The organism is Paraburkholderia sp. FW306-02-B, assembly GCF_058782725.1.
On sequence record NZ_JBYSXZ010000002.1, the window covers coordinates 1,266,869 to 1,284,261 of the forward strand.

16 protein-coding genes and 1 pseudogene are annotated in these 17,393 nt (G+C 64.6%); 8 read left to right on the forward strand and 9 right to left on the reverse strand.

Going from position 1 to position 17,393, the window contains the following annotated elements:
- Positions 1-13: 13 nt before the first annotated feature.
- The 5 genes from AC3WOG_RS26785 to AC3WOG_RS26805 form a co-directional block, all read right to left on the reverse strand.
- The gene (locus AC3WOG_RS26785; RefSeq protein WP_492580881.1) at positions 14-730 is read right to left on the reverse strand and encodes a (2Fe-2S)-binding protein; all 717 of its coding nucleotides are present in this window, start codon (positions 728-730) and stop codon (positions 14-16) included.
- Positions 731-1,077: 347 nt separating this feature from the next.
- On the reverse strand, positions 1,078-1,761 hold the full coding sequence (locus tag AC3WOG_RS26790; RefSeq protein WP_492580882.1) for a Fe2+-dependent dioxygenase: 684 nt from the start codon (positions 1,759-1,761) through the stop codon (positions 1,078-1,080).
- Positions 1,758-2,522, reverse strand: coding sequence for a tetratricopeptide repeat protein (locus AC3WOG_RS26795; RefSeq protein ID WP_492580883.1), 765 nt, complete (start codon positions 2,520-2,522; stop codon positions 1,758-1,760). Before AC3WOG_RS26795 ends, AC3WOG_RS26790 begins: the two co-directional genes overlap by 4 nt.
- Positions 2,523-2,533: 11 nt before the next feature.
- Positions 2,534-4,783 carry a TonB-dependent receptor gene (locus AC3WOG_RS26800; RefSeq protein WP_492580884.1) on the reverse strand — a complete coding sequence of 750 codons (2,250 nt, stop codon included), beginning with the start codon at positions 4,781-4,783 and terminating at the stop codon, positions 2,534-2,536.
- A 147-nt stretch (positions 4,784-4,930) separates the two neighbouring features.
- Positions 4,931-5,842, reverse strand: a complete 912-nt coding sequence (locus AC3WOG_RS26805; RefSeq protein ID WP_492580885.1) for a LysR family transcriptional regulator — start codon at positions 5,840-5,842, stop codon at positions 4,931-4,933.
- 90 nt (positions 5,843-5,932) lie between these two features.
- Here AC3WOG_RS26805 and AC3WOG_RS26810 point away from each other — a divergent pair, with 90 nt between their 5' ends.
- The gene (locus tag AC3WOG_RS26810; protein ID WP_492580886.1) at positions 5,933-7,015 is read left to right on the forward strand and encodes a zinc-binding dehydrogenase; all 1,083 of its coding nucleotides are present in this window, start codon (positions 5,933-5,935) and stop codon (positions 7,013-7,015) included.
- An 87-nt stretch (positions 7,016-7,102) separates the two neighbouring features.
- Here AC3WOG_RS26810 and AC3WOG_RS26815 read toward each other — a convergent pair whose 3' ends face one another.
- Complete coding sequence (locus tag AC3WOG_RS26815) at positions 7,103-8,395, reverse strand: aspartate carbamoyltransferase (RefSeq protein ID WP_492580887.1); 1,293 nt, start codon at positions 8,393-8,395, stop codon at positions 7,103-7,105.
- A 390-nt stretch (positions 8,396-8,785) separates the two neighbouring features.
- On the opposite strand from AC3WOG_RS26815, the gene dapA reads away from it, so the two are divergent.
- From dapA to AC3WOG_RS26835, 4 genes are all read left to right on the forward strand, one after another.
- Positions 8,786-9,736, forward strand: a complete 951-nt coding sequence (gene dapA / locus AC3WOG_RS26820; RefSeq protein ID WP_492580888.1) for a 4-hydroxy-tetrahydrodipicolinate synthase — start codon at positions 8,786-8,788, stop codon at positions 9,734-9,736.
- 279 nt (positions 9,737-10,015) lie between these two features.
- Positions 10,016-10,984: a M23 family metallopeptidase gene (locus AC3WOG_RS26825; RefSeq protein WP_492580889.1), complete on the forward strand. Its 969-nt coding sequence runs from the start codon at positions 10,016-10,018 to the stop codon at positions 10,982-10,984.
- Positions 10,977-11,393, forward strand: coding sequence for a hypothetical protein (locus AC3WOG_RS26830; RefSeq protein WP_492580890.1), 417 nt, complete (start codon positions 10,977-10,979; stop codon positions 11,391-11,393). Before AC3WOG_RS26825 ends, AC3WOG_RS26830 begins: the two co-directional genes overlap by 8 nt.
- Positions 11,394-11,540: 147 nt before the next feature.
- Positions 11,541-11,972, forward strand: a complete 432-nt coding sequence (locus AC3WOG_RS26835) for a bactofilin family protein (protein ID WP_492580891.1) — start codon at positions 11,541-11,543, stop codon at positions 11,970-11,972.
- Between the two features lie 85 nt (positions 11,973-12,057).
- Here the strand turns inward: AC3WOG_RS26835 and AC3WOG_RS26840 are convergent, their stop codons facing one another.
- The 3 genes and pseudogenes from AC3WOG_RS26840 to AC3WOG_RS26850 all read right to left on the reverse strand — a co-directional run bounded on the left by AC3WOG_RS26840 (position 12,058) and on the right by AC3WOG_RS26850 (position 15,586).
- Complete coding sequence (locus AC3WOG_RS26840) at positions 12,058-12,864, reverse strand: hypothetical protein (RefSeq protein WP_492580892.1); 807 nt, start codon at positions 12,862-12,864, stop codon at positions 12,058-12,060.
- 127 nt (positions 12,865-12,991) lie between these two features.
- A pseudogene (locus tag AC3WOG_RS26845) lies at positions 12,992-15,064 on the reverse strand (putative bifunctional diguanylate cyclase/phosphodiesterase); the annotation flags it as partial.
- Positions 15,065-15,190: 126 nt separating this feature from the next.
- The gene (locus tag AC3WOG_RS26850) at positions 15,191-15,586 is read right to left on the reverse strand and encodes a rhodanese-like domain-containing protein (RefSeq protein ID WP_492580893.1); all 396 of its coding nucleotides are present in this window, start codon (positions 15,584-15,586) and stop codon (positions 15,191-15,193) included.
- Positions 15,587-15,692: 106 nt separating this feature from the next.
- On the opposite strand from AC3WOG_RS26850, the gene ftrA reads away from it, so the two are divergent.
- The 3 genes from ftrA to AC3WOG_RS26865 are packed head-to-tail and all read left to right on the forward strand — an operon-like array spanning position 15,693 to position 17,244.
- Complete coding sequence (gene ftrA / locus AC3WOG_RS26855; RefSeq protein WP_492580894.1) at positions 15,693-16,649, forward strand: transcriptional regulator FtrA; 957 nt, start codon at positions 15,693-15,695, stop codon at positions 16,647-16,649.
- On the forward strand, positions 16,649-17,035 hold the full coding sequence (locus AC3WOG_RS26860; RefSeq protein WP_492580895.1) for a hypothetical protein: 387 nt from the start codon (positions 16,649-16,651) through the stop codon (positions 17,033-17,035). The genes ftrA and AC3WOG_RS26860 overlap by 1 nt, the downstream gene beginning before the upstream one ends.
- Positions 16,978-17,244: a hypothetical protein gene (locus AC3WOG_RS26865; protein WP_492580896.1), complete on the forward strand. Its 267-nt coding sequence runs from the start codon at positions 16,978-16,980 to the stop codon at positions 17,242-17,244. The genes AC3WOG_RS26860 and AC3WOG_RS26865 overlap by 58 nt, the downstream gene beginning before the upstream one ends.
- Positions 17,245-17,393 lie beyond the last annotated feature (149 nt).

A 17,393-nucleotide genomic window follows, 5' to 3' on the forward strand; every position in this document is an offset into this window, starting at 1 on the left:
GCTGGTCGCTCCGTCAGGCGTTGCCGTTGTTCTGTCCGCCGCCTTCATGAACGGCACGCACCGCTGCGACGATGTTCGCGTACGCGCCGCAGCGGCAAATATTCCCGCTCATGCGCTCGCGGATTTCGGCGTCGGAAAGTTGTGGCGGGCGGCTGCGGACATCGGCGGTCGCGGTGCTGGCCGTGCCATTGCGAAACTCGCTCAGGAGGGCAGTCGCGGAACACAACTGCCCGGGCGTACAGTAGCCGCACTGGAACGCATCGTGTTCGATGAATGCGCGCTGCATCGGACTCAACGCGCTGTTGGCGGCGAGTCCTTCGACCGTCGTGATCGTCTTGCCTTCATGCATGACGGCAAGCGTCAGACACGAGTTGATGCGCCGGCCATCGATCAGCACCGTGCACGCGCCGCATTGCCCGCGGTCACAGCCTTTCTTCGTGCCCATCAGGCCGGCGTATTCACGCAGCGCATCGAGCAAGGTCACGCGCGGCTCGAGTTGCAGCGTATAAGCACGACCGTTGACGTTCAATGTGACCGGACGCGGCGGCACCGGTGCATGAATTTCGGCGGGCGGCGCCGCAGAAGGGGTTTGAGTCTGCGCCCGCAGATGCGGCGCGGCGCCGACGGTGGCAGCGGCGGCAGCCGATTGCAGAAAGCGGCGGCGCGATGGTTGGCGTGGAGTGGCGGGGGACTCGTCGCCTGAACCCTGACGATCGTTGTTCGTGGACATGACGTTCTGCTTGCTCCGTGAAAGGTCAATGCAGGCGGCGACGTGCGGGTATCCGACGTGCGGGTATCCGACGCGTCGCGGTGTAGCCAATCAGTCTCAGCAATTTCGATACCGTTGCGGGCGCAACGGCATGTGAACGCGGCGCGCATGGCTCGACAGGGAGTCAGCAGCGAGTCAGCGATGAGTCAGGTTAAAGCGGGGAAGAGCAACCCATAGCAACCCATACCGTAGCGGCGCGTCAACAACGGACGTTGCGCTTAACGAACTGGAAAGTAAATATGCTTGAGGGCCGTCTTTCTGGGTGCAAAAAGAAAGACTGTTTTGCGCGAGATGAGTAGTCCGCCGATTCAGGCGTCGGCCCAGCGGCGCAGCAGATTGTGATAAATGCCGGTGAGACTGACCACCGTCGCATCGTTTGAACCTTTCTCGGCGGCAAGGCGCTGCACATCGTGGTCGAGTTGAAACAGCAGCGCGCGCTCGCCGTCGTCGCGCACCATGCTCTGAATCCAGAAGAACGACGCGATCCGCACGCCGCGCGTCACCGGACTCACGTGATGCAGGCTCGAAGCGGGGTAGAGCACCATGTCGCCGGCGGGCAGCTTTGCGCGATGCACGCCGTAGGTATCTTCGATGCAAAGTTCGCCGCCGTCGTAGGTGTCGGGCTCGGCGAGAAACAGCGTGGCTGACAGATCGCTGCGGATACGAAAATCGGTGCCGCGCAGTTGACGGATCGCGTTGTCGACATGGGTGCCGAAACCGTCGCCGCCCGCATAGCGGTTAAAGAGCGGCGGAAACACCTTGAGCGGCAGCGCGGCGGAAAAGAAGCGCGGATGACGGCCGAGCGCGTCCTGAATCGCGTCGCCCACCGCGCGCGCGGCCGGCGATCCTTCGGGTAACTGCTGGTTGCGCTTGGCCTGCGCCGACTGTTCGCCGGAGGTCGCGTTGCCGTCGATCCATTGCGCCGCGTCGAGCACTTCACGGCATTGCGCGACCTGATGTTTGCTGAGCACAGCCTGAAGATGCAGCATCATGCGCGCGACTCCTGCGTCAGGTTCATCGCAGTGCGTACTTCGTCGGCTAACGCGCGAAACGCAGTCACCGGCGAAGCGGCGAGCCACGCCTGCATCTTCGCGACGAACGCCGTGGTCGCCGTATGCGGCACGCGCCGCAACCACCCGAGCGCGGCATCGATCTCGCCGCGCTCGGCGAGGAGCCGCGCATAGTTGAATTGACCGCGAAAGTCGCCGCCTTGTGCCGCACGCCGGTAATAGTCGAACGCGATGCTGGTGTCCGCATCGACTTCCCAGCCGTCCTCGTAAAAACTGCCGATAAAATTGATCGACTTCACGTGACCCAGTTCGGCGGCGCGCCGGAACCACTGCAACGCCTGCGCGCGATCGCACTCGATACCGTTGCCGAGCGCGAGCGACGACGCGTAGTTGTAGATGCCCCAGTCGAGCCCCGCCTGTGCCGCGAGCCGGTACCAGTAGACGGCCACCGGCGCGCATGCTGTGGTTCCCCAGCCGTGTTCGTAGCAGCGGCCCAGCATGTTCATCGCCATCGGATGATCCCGTCGCGCCGCGTGCCTGAACCACGTCAGCGCTTCCTCCGCATTGCGTTCGACACCGTGGCCGTCGAGCAGATATTGCCCATACACGGCCTGCGCTTCGACGATGCCGTTATGCGCGGCCGCCGCCACCCATGCGGCCGCTTTGGCCGGCGGTCCGGAGAGAATCGTGGCGAGCTCGTCATGCGACACGCTCGCCAGCGCCTGCAACGTCACGTGTTCCATCTGGCCGTGACTTAATAGCGCGCGTTGAGCGTCAGGAACGCGGAACGTCCCGGAGCGATCGACGCATAGTGCGCCGGATACGCCTGGTCGTAATACGTCCGGTTGAAGATGTTCTGCACGTTCAGTTGCAGATCGACCTTCTTGTTGATCCGGTACGTCGCCATGCCGTCGAAGCGCCAGTACGACGGCACCGCGCGCAGATTCGCCGTGTCGCCGTACACCTGCGACATGTAGAACGCGCCGCCGCCGATCGTGAACTTCGGCAGCACGTCGTAGTTGGTCCACAGGCTGATGCTGTTCTTCGGCGTGTTCGGGAACTGGTGGCCGTTATCCGAGGTGGTCTTGCCGTTGTCGCGCAACTCGCTTTTCATGTACGTGTAGCCGCCGAACACCTGCCACTTGCTGGTCAGCTGGCCGGCCACGCCGAATTCGAAACCCTGCACCCGCTTGTTGCCGACCATCGCGTATTCGTTGTTCGGCAGCGTGACGCGCGCGTTCGTCGTGTCGATCTGGAACAGCGCGCCCGTCAGCGACAGGTGGTTGTTCAGCACATTCCACTTGGTGCCGATTTCATAGCTGCGGTTCTTTTCCGGCGCGAGTTGATCGGCGTTCGCACCGACGCCGCCGCGGCCCGGCGTCAGCGATTGCGTTTCGCTGCCCTGGCCGAGCAGCGCGCCGGCCGGCGTCGACGAGGTCGCAATCGACGCATAGATGCTGCCGTTCGACGCCGGTTTGAAGACGAGGCCGAACTGGTAGTTGAACAGCGTGTCGTCGCGCGAGGTGCGCTTGCCGCCGTTGGCGACCGTATTGCGGAAATCCGTCGAATAATCGTCGACGCGCAAACCGACGTTGGCTTGCCAGCGCCTGGTGAATTCGATCGTATCGAACGCGTACAGCGATTTGGTGACCGTGCGCTGCTCGCTCGGATCGTTCGCCTTGCTAACCGATCCGGCCCACGGATCGTTCGGATTCGGCGACCACAGGCTCGTGCAGTTATAGCCCGACGCCGCGCCGATACCCTTGGTCTTGCAAATCGCGCCGCTCGCCGCCGCCACGTTGTACGAATCGTTCACGCTGGTCTCGCGCGACAGTTCGAGGCCGGTGGTGAAGCTGTGCTTCATGAAGCCCGTGTTGAATTCGCCGAACAGTTCGGTCTGGTTCGCGAGGCTGTAGACGTCGCTCGCACGCGTATTCGCGCGGCGCCACACCATGCCGTTGACGACGTTGCCCTGGCTGTCGTCCGGCTGGGTCCAGATGTAGTCCTGGGTGGACTTCGTATAACGCGTGGTGTTGCGGATCGTCAGGTTGCTGTTGATGTCGTGCTCGATGCGCACCGTGCCGACGTCCGAGGTCGTCTTGCGGAAGTCACGGTCGATCAGGCCGTAAAAGTTGTGGCGGTCCACGTTGGCCGGATAGATCGTGTCGACGTTGGCCGGTTTGTTGGTGGTCGTGTAAAAGTACGGAATGCCGCTGTCGGGTAAATCGTCGGTTGACAGGTGGTGGTAGCTGGCGGTCACGCGGGTCGGCGTCCCGAGGCCGTACGTGAACGACGGCGCGATGCCCCAGCGCGCGTTGTTGACCGCGTCGCGGCCGGCGACGTCGTTGTTGTGGCTCATCACGTTCAGGCGGAATGCGGCGTGGTCGGCCATCTGCCAGTTGCCGTCGGCGGTGAAGCGGCGGTAGCGGTCAGTGCCAAGCCCCGCGCTGCCGGCGGCGGCGTTGCCCAGATGCGGGGTCCTGGTGATCAGATTGATGCTGCCGCCCGCGCCGCCCCGGCCGCCGTACGCGCCGTCGGAGCCCTTGGTCACTTCGACGCTTTCGATGTTGAACACTTCACGGGTGGTCGCGCCGATGTCGCGCAAGCCGTCGACGAACGTGCTGCCCTGCGCGTCGTAGCCGCGAATGAACGGCCGGTCGCCGAGCGGATTACCGCCTTCGCCGGCGCCGAAGGTGATGCCCGGCACCGTGCGCAGCGCTTCGGTCAGCGTCGCGGCGCCGGTGCTCTGGATCAACTCCTGCGGAATGACGGTCACCGATTTCGGCGTATCGACCAGCGGCGCGGTGAATTTGACCGACGCCGAATGGTCGGTCCTGAAGCCGTCGTCCGCCTGGCCCTGCACGGCGATCGGCGCGAGCTGGCCTTCCTTGTCGGGCGGCGGTGTGCCGGCGGTGCCCTGCGCGAGAGCGGGGCCGGCAGCCAACATGCTGCACAGCGTCGTGCTGATTTTGCCGAGCTTCGGCTCGTCGGACCGCAACTTCATCTTTATTCCCGTCGTGAGTCTGATGACCGGGCAGGCATCGAAATCCTTACCCGGATATTTCATATTCATTACAAAGTGTTTGCGGTATGCATTCTATGCAATATGTTTGTAATTGAGAAGCGTTCTCAACAAAAAGACTTTGATTTATTACAGTTCGGCCAGCTCCGCCAGCGTGTCGCGCAACCACACGAGCGCCGGATCAGCCTGATTGCGCGGATGCCAACCCGCATACAACGTGAAGCCGCGCGCTTCGAACGGCAGCGCGAAAGCGTCGAGCCGATCGAGATAACGCGCGGCGAAGCGCGACGGCAACGTCGAAACGTAATCGGTTTTCGACAGCAACTCGGGCACCAGCGTGAAATGCTGGACCGACAGCGCGACGCGCCGTTCGCGGCCGAGCGCATCGAGATGCTCGTCCATGAAGCCGTGGAAGCTGCCGCCGCTGGTCGACACCAGCACATGATCGAGCGCGCAGTAAGTGTCGAGATCGAGCGGCGCGGTGCCGCGCGGGTGCCCCTTGCGCTGCACGAACAGGAAGTGCTCGTCGAACAGCTTGCGGGCTTTCATCGACGGTGGAATCATCCGCTCGGAACCGAGCAGCAGGTCGACTTCGCCGCTTTCGAGCCGCGCCGCGGCCACCGGCTGCTCGCCGATCACAAACGCAACCCGCACACCGGGCCCGGCTAACGCCGGCAAGCGCTCCATGAGCCGCATGCCCAGCACGGCGGTGGCGTTGTCGTGTGCGGAAATCACGAAGCGCCGCGTATCGATCCACGGATCGAAGACCGGTTGATGGCGCACCACCGCTTCGAGATTCTTCAGCGCCGCGTGCAGCGGCTCCATCAACGCCAGCGCCCGTGCGCTGCGCGTCATGCCGCGGCCGGTTTCGGCGGGAAGCAGCAGTGGATCGCCGAAAATCTGCCGCAAACGCGCGAGTTGCGTCGAGACGGCCGGTTGCGTCAGATGCAGCCGCTCGGCCGCGCGCGTGACGTTTGATTCGGCGAGCAACGCGTCGAGCGACACCAGCAGGTTCAGGTCGATGCCTCGGAGATCAATCATGTTGATGGGTCGCATACGGGTAATTGATTTCTAGAATACGTACCACGCGTCTACAGTTCAACCACCCAAACGAACTGAGGGAGCAGCAAGATGAAAGCCTGGATGCTCGATGAACCCGGCAAGCCGCTGGCACTGCGCGACGTCGCGCAACCGCAGCCGCGCCGCAGTGCCGTGCTGGTGCGGATGGAGGCGGTGCCGTTGCTGAGTTACACGCGCGACTATGTCGAAGGGAAGTTGCCGTATGCGTATCCGCCGGGACCGTTTTCACCCGGCACCAACGGCGTGGGCCGGATCGTCGCGCTCGGCGAGGGCGTGGTGGCGTTTCGCGTCGGTCAACGGGTCGCCGTGAATCCGTACTGGGTCGCCGACGAAACGGTGCGCGAGCCGGCGCAAGCGCTGCTTGGGTTGACCGCCATCAGCGCCGACAGCGGCGCCGTGCTGGCGGCGTTTCCGCATGGCACCTTGCGCGAGGCGGCGGAATTCCCGGCATCGACGCTGATCGCGCTCGACGGTCTCGACGATATCGAAGCCGCTCGCCTCGCTGTCCTCGCCAAATTCGCGGTGCCGTTCGGCGGTTTGCGGCGCGGCCGTCTGGCGGCTGGCGAAACGGTGGTGGTCAATGGCGCCGGCGGTTACTTCGGCTCGGCGGCGGTGCTCGCGGCACTGGCGCTCGGCGCTAGCAAAGTCGTCGCGCTCGGCCGGCGTCCGGAACCGCTGCAAGCGCTGGCCGGGCAGGGGCGCGTGGTGCCAGTCGTCTTGACGGGCGACGCCGCGCAAGACGTGAAGGCGATCCGCGACGCAAGCGGTGGCGGCGCGGATCTGGCGTTCGACATGGTCGGCCAGGCCACCGACGCGAACGCGACCCTCGCGGCATTACGCAGCCTGCGCCGCGGCGGTCGGCTGGTGCTGATGGGCAGCATGCGGGTGGATTTGCCGATTCCGTACAGCGAGATGCTGCTGAACAACTGGGAATTGATCGGCCACTTCATGTACACCCGCGCCGACTACCTCGCGCTGGTTTCGCTGGTGGCGTCGGGGCAGATCGCGCTCGATGCAGTCGAGTTGAAGTCGTATCCGTTTGCCGAACTGGAAGCGGCAATCGACGCCGCCGGCCGCATGTCGGGCTTGCAGTGCACGGTGGTGGAGGGCAAGTCGCCGCAAGCCTGGGGCTGATCGCGCAGCGGTTCAATTGCGGCAGCATAAAAAACGGCCTTGCTGATCAACCGCAAGGCCGTTTTGCATCGGCTGAATCCCGATCGATCAATCGATGCCGTGAAACACCGCGTCGTCCGGGCCGAGATAGGCGGGCGGGCGCCACGCGGCGTCGCGCATCGAATGCTGGACCAGCTTTTCCACGCCCAGCAGCACCGCGAAAATCGCCATTCGCACCGGAATGCCGTTATCGGTTTGCCGGAAAATCGCCAGCCGCGAATCGTGATTCAGATCGACGCTCAGATCGTTCGCGCCGGGCCGGCTGTCGCGCGGCAGCGGATGCATGATCAAGGTGTCGCTGCCGCACACGCTATCCACCAGCGCCTGATTGATCTGGAAGTCCGGCGTATAACCTTCGAACGATTCGTCGGTGAAGCGCTCTTTCTGGATGCGTGTGGCGTACACCACGTCCGCGCCGCGCAGGCCGGCGGTGAGATCGTGGGTCTGCTCGATCACGTGGCCGTTGCGTGAGATCTGCTCGATGATGTAGCCCGGCATTTCGAGCATCGGCGGCGAGACCAGCGTGAATTTGATGCCGCGATACAGCGCCAGCAGCTTGACCAGCGAATGCACGGTGCGTCCGTACTTCAGGTCGCCGACCAGCGCGATGTGCGCGCCGTCGACGATTTTGCCCAGCCGCGAGAACTCGCGCTGGATCGTGTACAGGTCGAGCAGCGCCTGGCTCGGATGTTCGCCGGGACCGTCGCCGCCGTTGATCACTGGCACGTTGGTCGCGCGCGCGAATTCAGCCACCGAGCCTTGCTCCGGATGGCGGATCACCAGCGCATCCACATAGCCGCTCATCACGCGGCTGGTGTCGTAGATCGACTCGCCCTTGGCCATCGACGAAAACGTGAAGCCGGTGGTGTCGCACACCGAACCGCCGAGCCGGCAGAACGCCGCGCCGAAGCTGACGCGCGTCCGCGTACTGGCTTCGAAAAACAGATTGCCGAGCACCGCGCCTTCGAGCACGCGGGAGATTTTCCGGCGCCGCGCGATCGGCTGCATGATGTCGGCGACGCGAAACAGCGCCTCGACCGAATCGCGCGAGAACTGGTCGACCGATAGCAGTTGCGGCTTGCCCTCGAACAGCATCTGGCTCGCCAGCGACTGCGAGTCTACGCTTTGCGTATACTTCTCTCCCGGCTCGCCGTGCACGACGATTTCCGACACGAAACGCTCGACGATCTCCGGCATCGCCCGCGATTCCTGCGAATCGTCCGGCAGCAGCCACGTGTCGAGTGCCCGGCGCGAGACGCCGATGCGGCTGGCGAAGGTATCGCGGGTCATGTTCAGGCGACGCATCGCATCGCGTAGGAAGGCTTGTTGCGGGACGCTCATGCGCTCACCTGTCGAGAGTAGATTTCGTACTGGTTTATGTACGCTGTGCGTATATTAGTTTGCCCGACGCAGAAGTCAAGCAATTTTGCGATGGGCTTTGTCAAGTTGCGCCCGAACCGGTTACACTGCGCTTCATGCATACCGGCCGAACGCTCCGACTCCGCTCGTCACGCACCGCACGTCCCGTTCTTGCGAACGTCGTCGTGGTTGCGCACGCGGGTTGCGTGAACGTTAGCGCCAAAGCCAAAAAACAGCCGCTCATCTGACCGGAGCACGCTGTTCCGTCAGATGTGCGACGGAACAGCCGGTCAACGCCCGCCTTCGGCATTTCCTGTCTTTCCTCCCTCGCACGCTGTACGGAATCGATACGGTCGCATTCGAGGTAAAGACATGTCTATTTTTTCCGGTATCTGGGTTCCGCTCATCACACCGTTCGCCGACGGCGAGGTCGATCACGCCGCGCTGCGCGCGCTGGTGCGCCGTTACGCCGAGGCAGGCGTTGCTGGGCTGGTCGCGCTCGGCACGACTGGCGAACCGGCCGCGCTCGATGCCACCGAGCAGGACGCCGTGCTGGCGACGATTCTCGATGAAGCGCGAACCGTCGCCAACAGCGCAGCGGATGCAGAACCGCTGCCGGTGCTGGTCGGTGTATCCGGCAATCACACGGCGAGCATGCGCGAGCGCATCGTGCAACTGAACCGGCTGCCGATAGCCGGCGTCCTGATGGCCGCGCCGTACTATATCCGGCCTTCGCAAGCAGGTATCGTCGGCCATTTCACGACGCTTGCCGATGCCAGCGAAAAGCCGGTCGTGCTGTACGACATTCCCTATCGAACCGGCGTGCGACTCGAACTCGATACGCTGCTGACGCTCGCCGCGCATCCGCGGATTCAGGCGGTGAAGGATTGCGCCGGTTCGCTCGACACCACGCTTGCGCTGATTCGCGACGGCCGCTTGCAGGTGCTCACCGGCGAAGACATCAATATCTTCAACACCTTGTGTCTCGGTGGCAGTGGCGCGATCGCGGCGTCGGCGCATCTGCGGCCCGAACGGTTTGTCGCGTTGTATCGCGCGCTCGCTGCGGGCCGGCTCGAAGAAGGACGGCGCATTTTTCTCACGCTCGCGCCGCTGATCCAGGCGTTGTTTGCCGAACCGAATCCCGGGCCGGTGAAGGCGCTTCTGGCCGCGCAGGGCCTGATTCGCGATGAACTGCGCATGCCGATGATGCGGGCGAGCGATGCGCTGGTCGAGCGGCTCAAGGCGCTGGAAGGGCTTGAGGGGCTGGAAAGGTTTGACGGGCACGGTGGGCTTGAGCCGCGTCCGAACGCCTTATCGGCCTAAGCGCGGTTTTGCACGCAGACGCCAAGGCCAAGGCCGGCGCGTCGCGGCGAGACTCGTACTGGCAAGCGCGCCGCGCCGCGCATCCCGCGAGACGCTCTGTATTTGAGATGATGCTTCGTGGTGCCGGGCGATAATCGGCGCCCTTGTCCACGATCGCCGCCGGTATGTAGCCGGTGCACGCCGAATGCAGTTAGTTCCGTTCGCCGATGTCCTGTCCCGTTCGATGGTGTGCCGCGCCGCCCGCCCGCGACCTGGCGCAGTACGCGCCGGGAGCCGCTGATGGCGTTCCTGTTTCGCGCCGGCAGTCAGCTCAGCAGCGGCTCGGTCAGCTTCGTCACGCGCCGTACCGCGCTGACAATCGCGGTCGCCTCCGCGTTCGGCACGGCAGCGCTGGCGCTCGCCGCGGGCATCGCGATCGGCATGCACTGGCCGGCGCAGGATGCGTCCGGCGAACAGGCGGCGAACCGGGTGGAGCGCGAATATGCGATCGACCAACTCGGCAAGCTGAACGCATCGGTGGCGCAAATCGAACCGCGCATCGCGCGTTTGACCATGCAGGTCGGCGCATTGCGCGATTTCGAAGCGCGTCTGAAAACGCCAAAGCCGGCGCCACGCGCACCTGCCGCGCCCGGTGGTCCCGCCGACCCCGACACTTCCGCCACCGACAGCGACGGCGAGGGCGGCCCCTCGTTGCCGCCGCGGCGCTGCGCCGAGCCGGCGCCGCAACGCGCCGGTCAAGCCAATGCGCAGAACACGCAGCAACAGCTGGATTGCATTTCTTCGACGCTGTCCGCGCTCGAACAGCGGACCGCCGACCACGCGATCGCTTACGCCGCGTTCCCCGGCCGCATGCCCGCCGACGGCGCGCGCTTCGGCTCGCCGTTCGGCAACCGCACCGATCCGTTCACGCAGCGTTTGAGTTTTCATCCCGGCATCGATCTGATCGCCCAAACCGGCACGCCGATTCTCGCGGCGGCGGGCGGCCGGGTGATCTTCGCGGGCGAAAAATCGGGCTACGGCAATGCGGTCGAAATCGATCACGGCAACGGACTCGTGACTCGCTACGGCCACGCGTCGCGCATCGTCGTGCATGTCGGCGATCTGGTGCTGCCGCGACAGCATGTCGCCGATGTCGGTTCGACCGGCCGCTCAACCGGTCCGCATCTGCATTTCGAGGTACTGGTGAACGGCTCGCCTGTCGATCCGGCGGGCTATCTCGCGCTTTTCGCGCCCGATCCTCATGGCTGAACCACGTTTCTCCCGCACTGCGGGCAGTCTGACGCGCCGCTCGTATACGTTGCAACCGGCGCGGTCGGCTGGTCTTCGCGTGGCTGTGTGGGGCGTTGTTTGCGTGCTCAGCGCTGCGGCGGGCGTGGCGGCCACGGTGGCCTGGCACACGCAGTGCGGCGCCGCGCCGGCGGAGCAATGGACGGTAGTGCCAGTCTCGGAAGACAGCAAGCAGGCTGAACTCGCGCGCACGCGGCTTGCGCTCGCGCAGGAATCGGCGGCGCGCGGCGCGGTGCAGAAAACCGCCGACAGCGCCGCCGCCGAGGTCGCCCGGCTAACCGCCGAATTACAGTTCCTGCGCGGCCAGAGCAAGACCAGGCCGCCGGCGCAAACGGCACAACCAGCGCAAACAGCGCCGCCCCGCCGCTGACCATCGGCACCGACACCCAGCAGCAGGCAGAAGGCAGCAAGCAGCAGGCAGCAGGCAGCAGGCAGCAGGCAGCAGGCAGCAAACGACCCCCGGCTTGTCGCCCGGACAGCATCACGCGACGAGCATCTTTATTTCCAAGAGATCTTTATGTTCAGCAAGAAAAAAACCGCTGGCATCCAGCAGACCAAGCTCGCCACCCTGATCGCGCACGACGTGCGCGTGACCGGCGACCTCCAGTTCAGCGACGGTCTGCGCATGGACGGCCACGTGAAGGGCAATGTCAGCGGCGAGCCGGACAGCCAGACGCTGCTGGTGCTGAGCGACCGCGGCTCGATCGAAGGCAACGTGCACGGCTATGACGTGGTGGTCAACGGCAGGATCGTCGGCGACGTGATCGCCGATCACTTTGTCGAGTTGCAGAGCAATGCCCATGTGACCGGCAACATCTACTACCAGCAATTGCGGATGGATTGCGGCGCGTCGGTGGACGGCAAGCTGACCAAGCGTGAAGGTGCGCAGGCGGCGCCGATTCTCGCGTCGGTCGCCGATGCCGGGCGTCAGGACCTCAAGGCCGGCTAGCCGCCCGCAGTCGGTCCGGCGAACCACACAGCAAGCGACGCCTGGGTTTGCAATCGGTGCCCGTCGCTACGCCCGACGGCATGTATCAAACCGGCCCCGGCAGCGACTGACATTGCACGGGCTTGTCATTGCCGATTGCGTCGAACCGCGGCGGCCGCGGCTCGCGCAGTCCGCGCGCTTCACGCAATCCGGCGAGGTGTTGCAACGCGCTCTGGTCGAGCGTGGCGAGCATGTTCCGCTCGACGATCAGATGCTGCAAGGCCAGCACGATCAGGCCGACGGTCAGCAGCAGGTCGCCCGCGAACACCACCTCGTAAAGCGATGAAGTGGTGCGCGGGTTGCCGAGCAGCAGCGACAGGTTGGCGCGGTTTAGCAACACGAGCGTGAGCGGCACCGTCGCATTGAGCATGGCGATGCCGCTGCCCACCGCCACCAGCAAGCGCGCCGCCCCGAGATGCGGACGGCGGCGGCGGCACACCTCATACAGCGTCGCCGCGCGGCACGGCGCAAAAAACAGCGCCAGCAACACCGCGCGAATCACGATCGGCACTTTGAACGTCAGCGCGCTTCCATACAAAAGGCAGAACGCGGCAGTCACGACGAGGCCCCTGCGCCACGACGCCGATGCGCCGAACAGCTTGCGCGTGCCCGACCAGATCAGAATGCGGCTTTGCAACGCGAGCGTCGCGGTGGCCAGCAACAGCAGTTCGTTGCGCCAGATCGAATGCAACGCGAAGCATGCTCCGGCCGCGGCGAGCAGATAGAAGCCGATCGCCCAGAAGCGGAACGCGGCCACCTGCGCGAACATGTTCGACAGCGCCGTCGTAATGAGGGCGCTGCATAGAAACGTTACCAGGCACAACGAGTTGAACGTTGCTACGTCAAGTTTCATGAAATCTCCAGCAACCAGCCTGCTTGTTCCTGCTTAACGATAAAACGAGGTCATGCGGCGGACTGCGGCGGCATGAAGGGCGGCTACGTGCGTTACGGCTTTTTCAAGCGGATCTGAAGCCGACTGCTCATGCGGCGACCATTCTTTCCCTGAGCAGGTCGCCGAAGGCGTCGGCGGCGAGCGGCTTGCCGAGCAGGAAGCCTTGCATTTCGTCGCACATCATCGCCTTGAGCATATCGAGTTGCGATTCGGTCTCGACGCCTTCGGCCACCACGTCCATTTCCAGCGAGTGCGCGAGCGCGATGATCGCCGAAACGATCGCGCTGCCTTCCGGGCCGTGTTCGTCGAGACCGTTGGTGAAGAAGCGGTCGATTTTCAGTTGCTTGACGCGAAAGCGTTGCAGATAAGCGAGGCTGGAATAACCGGTGCCGAAATCGTCGATGGCGATTTCAAAACCGCTTGCCTGGAACGCGCGAATCATTTCGATGGTTTTCGGCGCGTCCTGCATCGCGACGGTTTCAGTGATTTCGAACATGATCTGTTCGCATTGCACGCCTTCGGCCTTCACGATCTCCAGCATCGTCGCGACGAGGTTCGGTTGCGACAGCTGACGCGGCGACAGATTGATCGCGACTTTTATCGACGGCAAGCCTTCCGCGATCCAGCGGCGAATCTGCCGGCAGGTTTCGCGCAAGACCCAGTAGCCGATCTGCAAGATCTGGCCGGAACGCTCGGCAATCGGAATGAACTCCAGCGGAGTGAGTGCGCCGAGCTCAGGGTGATGTAGACGGATCAGCGCTTCGGCGCCCGCCAGCGTGTCGCCGTTGCCGGCGAATTTCGGCTGGAAGTGCAGCGAGAAATGTCCGGCGGCGAACGCTTCGTGCAGCGCATGCTGGATTTGCAGCGTGCGCGTCGCGGCCTCGTTCATGCTTGGTTCGAAGAAGCGATACGTGCTGCGGCCTGCGCGCTTCGCTTCGTACATGGCGGCATCGGCGTGTTTCAGCAATGTGTCGACGGTGTTGCCGTCGTCCGGATAGAGCGCGATGCCGATACTCGGCATCACCTGCAACGGCTGCGCGTCGGTCCACACGCCCTGGCGCATCCGCTCGAGTACGCCTTCGGCCATCGCGCCGGCTTCTTCGCGTGAAGCGAGGTTCTCGGACAGCACGACGAATTCGTCGCCGCCCAGCCGCGCCACCGTGTCGTTTTCGCGCATGCACAGCAGGAGGCGCTGCGCGAACGCGGACAGCACTTCATCGCCGACCGAGTGGCCGAGCGAATCGTTGATGGTCTTGAAGCCGTCGAGATCCATAAACAGGATCGCGAACAGCGAGCGCTGACGGCGCGCGCCAGGAATCGCGCGTTCGATGCGCTCAATCAGCGCGCTGCGGTTCGGCAAGCCGGTCAGCGTGTCGAGCGTGGCGAGGCGCACGATCTGGCCGTTCAGGTTCGATACCGCGCCGGCCAGAAAGGTGGTGCGCGCATCGAAACGCGACAGTATCAGCGTGACGATCAGAATCGCAAAGGTGAACAGGATCACCGAGGTGGCGAGCCACGCGGCGTTCACTCCGTTGGCCGCGCCGCACACGGCGCCGAGCGGAAACTCGGCGGCGGCCATGCCGGCGTAATGCATGCCGCTGATCGCGACGCCCATCACCAGCGCCGCGCCGAAACGCTTGCGCAACACGTGGCGTTTGTCGTCGTCGCTGAGCGCGCGCGCGATCCATAGCGCGGCGCTCGACGCACCGATCGCAATCGCAATCGAGCCCGCCAGCCACGCCGGGCGGTAGTGGATGCCGGGTTCCATCTGCATCGCGGCCATGCCGGTGTAGTGCATGCCGGCAATGCCGAGTCCCATCAGCACGCCGCCGCTTACGAGCCGTGCCGGCGTCAAGCGCGCGTGGGTCATCACGAACAGCGCCAGATACGACACGCCGATCGCGAGGCCCAGCGAATAACTGGTTGTCGCCAGGTCGTAGCCGAGGGGAATCGGCAGCGAGAAGGCGAGCATTGCGACGAAGTGCATCGACCAGATTCCGACGCCGAGCGCCACGGCGCCGCCCAGCCGCCATGCATCGCGCCGACGCGGCGAGGCCAGCAGGAAGATGCGTCCAGTCAGGTCGAGCGCCGTGTAGGACGCCAGGGTGGCGACCACGAACGATATCGCCACCAGCCAAAAATTGTATGAGCTCTGCATGTTAAGTCCAACCGCGAAAGGGAAGCGGCTGAACTGGTTATCGACCGTTGGCGGCGTTTATTTAGTTGATTTCCATCATGTTCGTCATAGTCAGTTGTTTGAATCGGCTGTTTATCGCGTGGCCGTGACTTACGCGAGTTCAAGCCCTTCATCCAGCCAGCCCGTGATGCCGCCGATCATCAGCTTGACCGGGCGCCCCAGTTGCGCGAGACGCAGCGCGCCGCGCGCGGCGCCGTTGCAGTGCGGACCGGCGCAGTAGGTGACGAACAATGTGTCTTGTGCATACTCCGCGAGCTTCGACGCGACGATCTTGCCGTGCGGCAGGTTGAGCGCGCCGGGCACATGGCCTTGCGCGAACAGCGCCGGGCTGCGCACGTCGAGCAGCACGAAGCCGGGCGAACCGCTGGCGAGCGCCGCGGCGACATCCGAGCAGTCGGTTTCGAATTGCAGCGACGCCTGGAAGTGGGCGAGCGCGGCGGCGCTGTCGGCGGCGGGGATGGCGATGACGGGCTTGCTGGTCGACATGGTGTGGGTCCCGGTAGGTGCAATGACGTGTAGTGAGCCTTCATTGTCGCGATGAACCGCGCGCCGGATAAGTGGCGTGATCGTCAATCTTCGGTAACATCACGCCATGCATAATCATCTCGTCGTCGCGCTGGTTTACGACCGGCTTTGCACTTTCGAATTCGGCTGCGTGACCGAGCTGTTCGCGCTCGAACGTCCGGAGCTCGGCGTGGACTGGTATCGCTTTGCGGTGTGCGCGAGCGAGCCCGGCCCGATTCGCGCGGCAGGCGGTATCACGGTCGCCGCGCCATATACGCTGAAGCTGCTGGAGCGCGCGGACACAATCGTGGTGCCCGGCTGGCGTGACGCGGACGAGCTGCCGCCTGAAGCGCTGCTGAAGAAAATTCGCGCCGCCTACGAGCGCGGCGCGCGGCTCTGTTCGATCTGCTCCGGCGTGTTCGTACTGGCGGCAGCAGGCGTGCTCGACGGCAAGACGGTCACCACGCACTGGCGTTATGCCGGGAAATTGCAGCAGCGCTACCCGCAGCTTCGCGTGCAGCCGGACGCGCTGTATGTCGACGAAGGGCGGATCATCACCTCGGCGGGATCGGCGGCGGGACTCGACATGCTGCTGCATCTGGTGCGGCGCGATCATGGCAGCACCGTGGCCAACCGCGTCGCGCAGCGGCTCGTGGTGCCGCCGCATCGCGAGGGCGGCCAGGCGCAGTTCGTGCCGCGTCCGATGCCGCAGGACGAAAGCGGGCGTCTGGCGAAGCTGATGGATTGGGTGCGCCGGCATCCTGCGTTGCCGCACACGTTGCGCTCGCTCGCCGAGCGGGCGGCGATGAGTCCGCGCACGCTGCAACGGCAATTTCACGACGCCACCGGCATGGCGCCATACGAATGGCTGGTGCGCGAACGTGTGGCGATCGCCCGCGAACTGCTCGAAGCGCGCACGCCGCTGCCGATGGCGCGGGTCGCGGAGCTGGCGGGATTCGGCTCGGAAGAATCGTTGCGTCGGCATTTCCGGCGCATCGCGTTGACGAGCCCGGGTGCATACCGGAAGAAGTTTGGAGCGGTTTGATGCCCGCGGTGTGGCCCACCCTGGCGGGTTCGCGCATTTGCCGATTTTCTGTCAGGATCACGGCCAGCGTCCATCAGGGCGACGTGCAACTGAAGCTGGGCGCGCTGCCCGACGCCCGCGCGTACTACAAGACGGCGGCGAGCCGCGGCAACGACTATCCGAACGATGCGCTGCTCGGCCGCGCAGTGGCGGCGGCGCGCCAGCGTCTCGAATCGATCGCCGGCAAGCAGGTGATGGACGGCCTGCCGCCGGCCGGCGCGGCGTTTACCGGATCGACGGCGACTGCCTGTATCCGACTGTCGGCGCCGACGGCCAGCCGGGCGCGAACATGGGCAGCCTGTCGGCCTATGTGCGTTTCTATGACGGTGTGGCGCGCGTGCCGGTGATCGATGGCGGCAGTGACGCGCCGCTCGACGCCACCGCGAAGATCACCAATCTCGCGCCCTACGACAAGCACGAGGACAAATGCCTGATCGGGTTCAAGCTCAGCGAGCCGGAGACGCTCGACGTGCGCACGCATGGCTCCGTAATGGAATGCGGTTTCGGCTTCAACGTGAGTGCCGACGGCCGTTACTATTTGATGACCGGCTCCTGAGCCCACCCGCGCCGCGTCGCTTATGATGCAGCGTTGCCGCATGTCACGCGGCGGCGCGATTCGCGTGAAGCCGCAAAATCTCCACGCGCTCGCGGATTCGATTCGGGCGCACTGAGCGCTAGCACCAAGGGCTCGTGCAGAACCGGCAC

Coding starts and splice junctions, on each gene's coding strand:
- AC3WOG_RS26785 (WP_492580881.1), bottom strand. CDS start 730: ATGTCCACGAACAACGATCGTCAGGGTTCAGGCGACGAGTCCCCCGCC.
- AC3WOG_RS26790 (WP_492580882.1), bottom strand. CDS start 1,761: ATGATGCTGCATCTTCAGGCTGTGCTCAGCAAACATCAGGTCGCGCAA.
- AC3WOG_RS26795 (WP_492580883.1), bottom strand. CDS start 2,522: ATGGAACACGTGACGTTGCAGGCGCTGGCGAGCGTGTCGCATGACGAG.
- AC3WOG_RS26800 (WP_492580884.1), bottom strand. CDS start 4,783: ATGAAGTTGCGGTCCGACGAGCCGAAGCTCGGCAAAATCAGCACGACG.
- AC3WOG_RS26805 (WP_492580885.1), bottom strand. CDS start 5,842: ATGATTGATCTCCGAGGCATCGACCTGAACCTGCTGGTGTCGCTCGAC.
- AC3WOG_RS26810 (WP_492580886.1), top strand. CDS start 5,933: ATGAAAGCCTGGATGCTCGATGAACCCGGCAAGCCGCTGGCACTGCGC.
- AC3WOG_RS26815 (WP_492580887.1), bottom strand. CDS start 8,395: ATGAGCGTCCCGCAACAAGCCTTCCTACGCGATGCGATGCGTCGCCTG.
- dapA (WP_492580888.1), top strand. CDS start 8,786: ATGTCTATTTTTTCCGGTATCTGGGTTCCGCTCATCACACCGTTCGCC.
- AC3WOG_RS26825 (WP_492580889.1), top strand. CDS start 10,016: ATGGCGTTCCTGTTTCGCGCCGGCAGTCAGCTCAGCAGCGGCTCGGTC.
- AC3WOG_RS26830 (WP_492580890.1), top strand. CDS start 10,977: ATGGCTGAACCACGTTTCTCCCGCACTGCGGGCAGTCTGACGCGCCGC.
- AC3WOG_RS26835 (WP_492580891.1), top strand. CDS start 11,541: ATGTTCAGCAAGAAAAAAACCGCTGGCATCCAGCAGACCAAGCTCGCC.
- AC3WOG_RS26840 (WP_492580892.1), bottom strand. CDS start 12,864: ATGAAACTTGACGTAGCAACGTTCAACTCGTTGTGCCTGGTAACGTTT.
- AC3WOG_RS26850 (WP_492580893.1), bottom strand. CDS start 15,586: ATGTCGACCAGCAAGCCCGTCATCGCCATCCCCGCCGCCGACAGCGCC.
- ftrA (WP_492580894.1), top strand. CDS start 15,693: ATGCATAATCATCTCGTCGTCGCGCTGGTTTACGACCGGCTTTGCACT.
- AC3WOG_RS26860 (WP_492580895.1), top strand. CDS start 16,649: ATGCCCGCGGTGTGGCCCACCCTGGCGGGTTCGCGCATTTGCCGATTT.
- AC3WOG_RS26865 (WP_492580896.1), top strand. CDS start 16,978: ATGGGCAGCCTGTCGGCCTATGTGCGTTTCTATGACGGTGTGGCGCGC.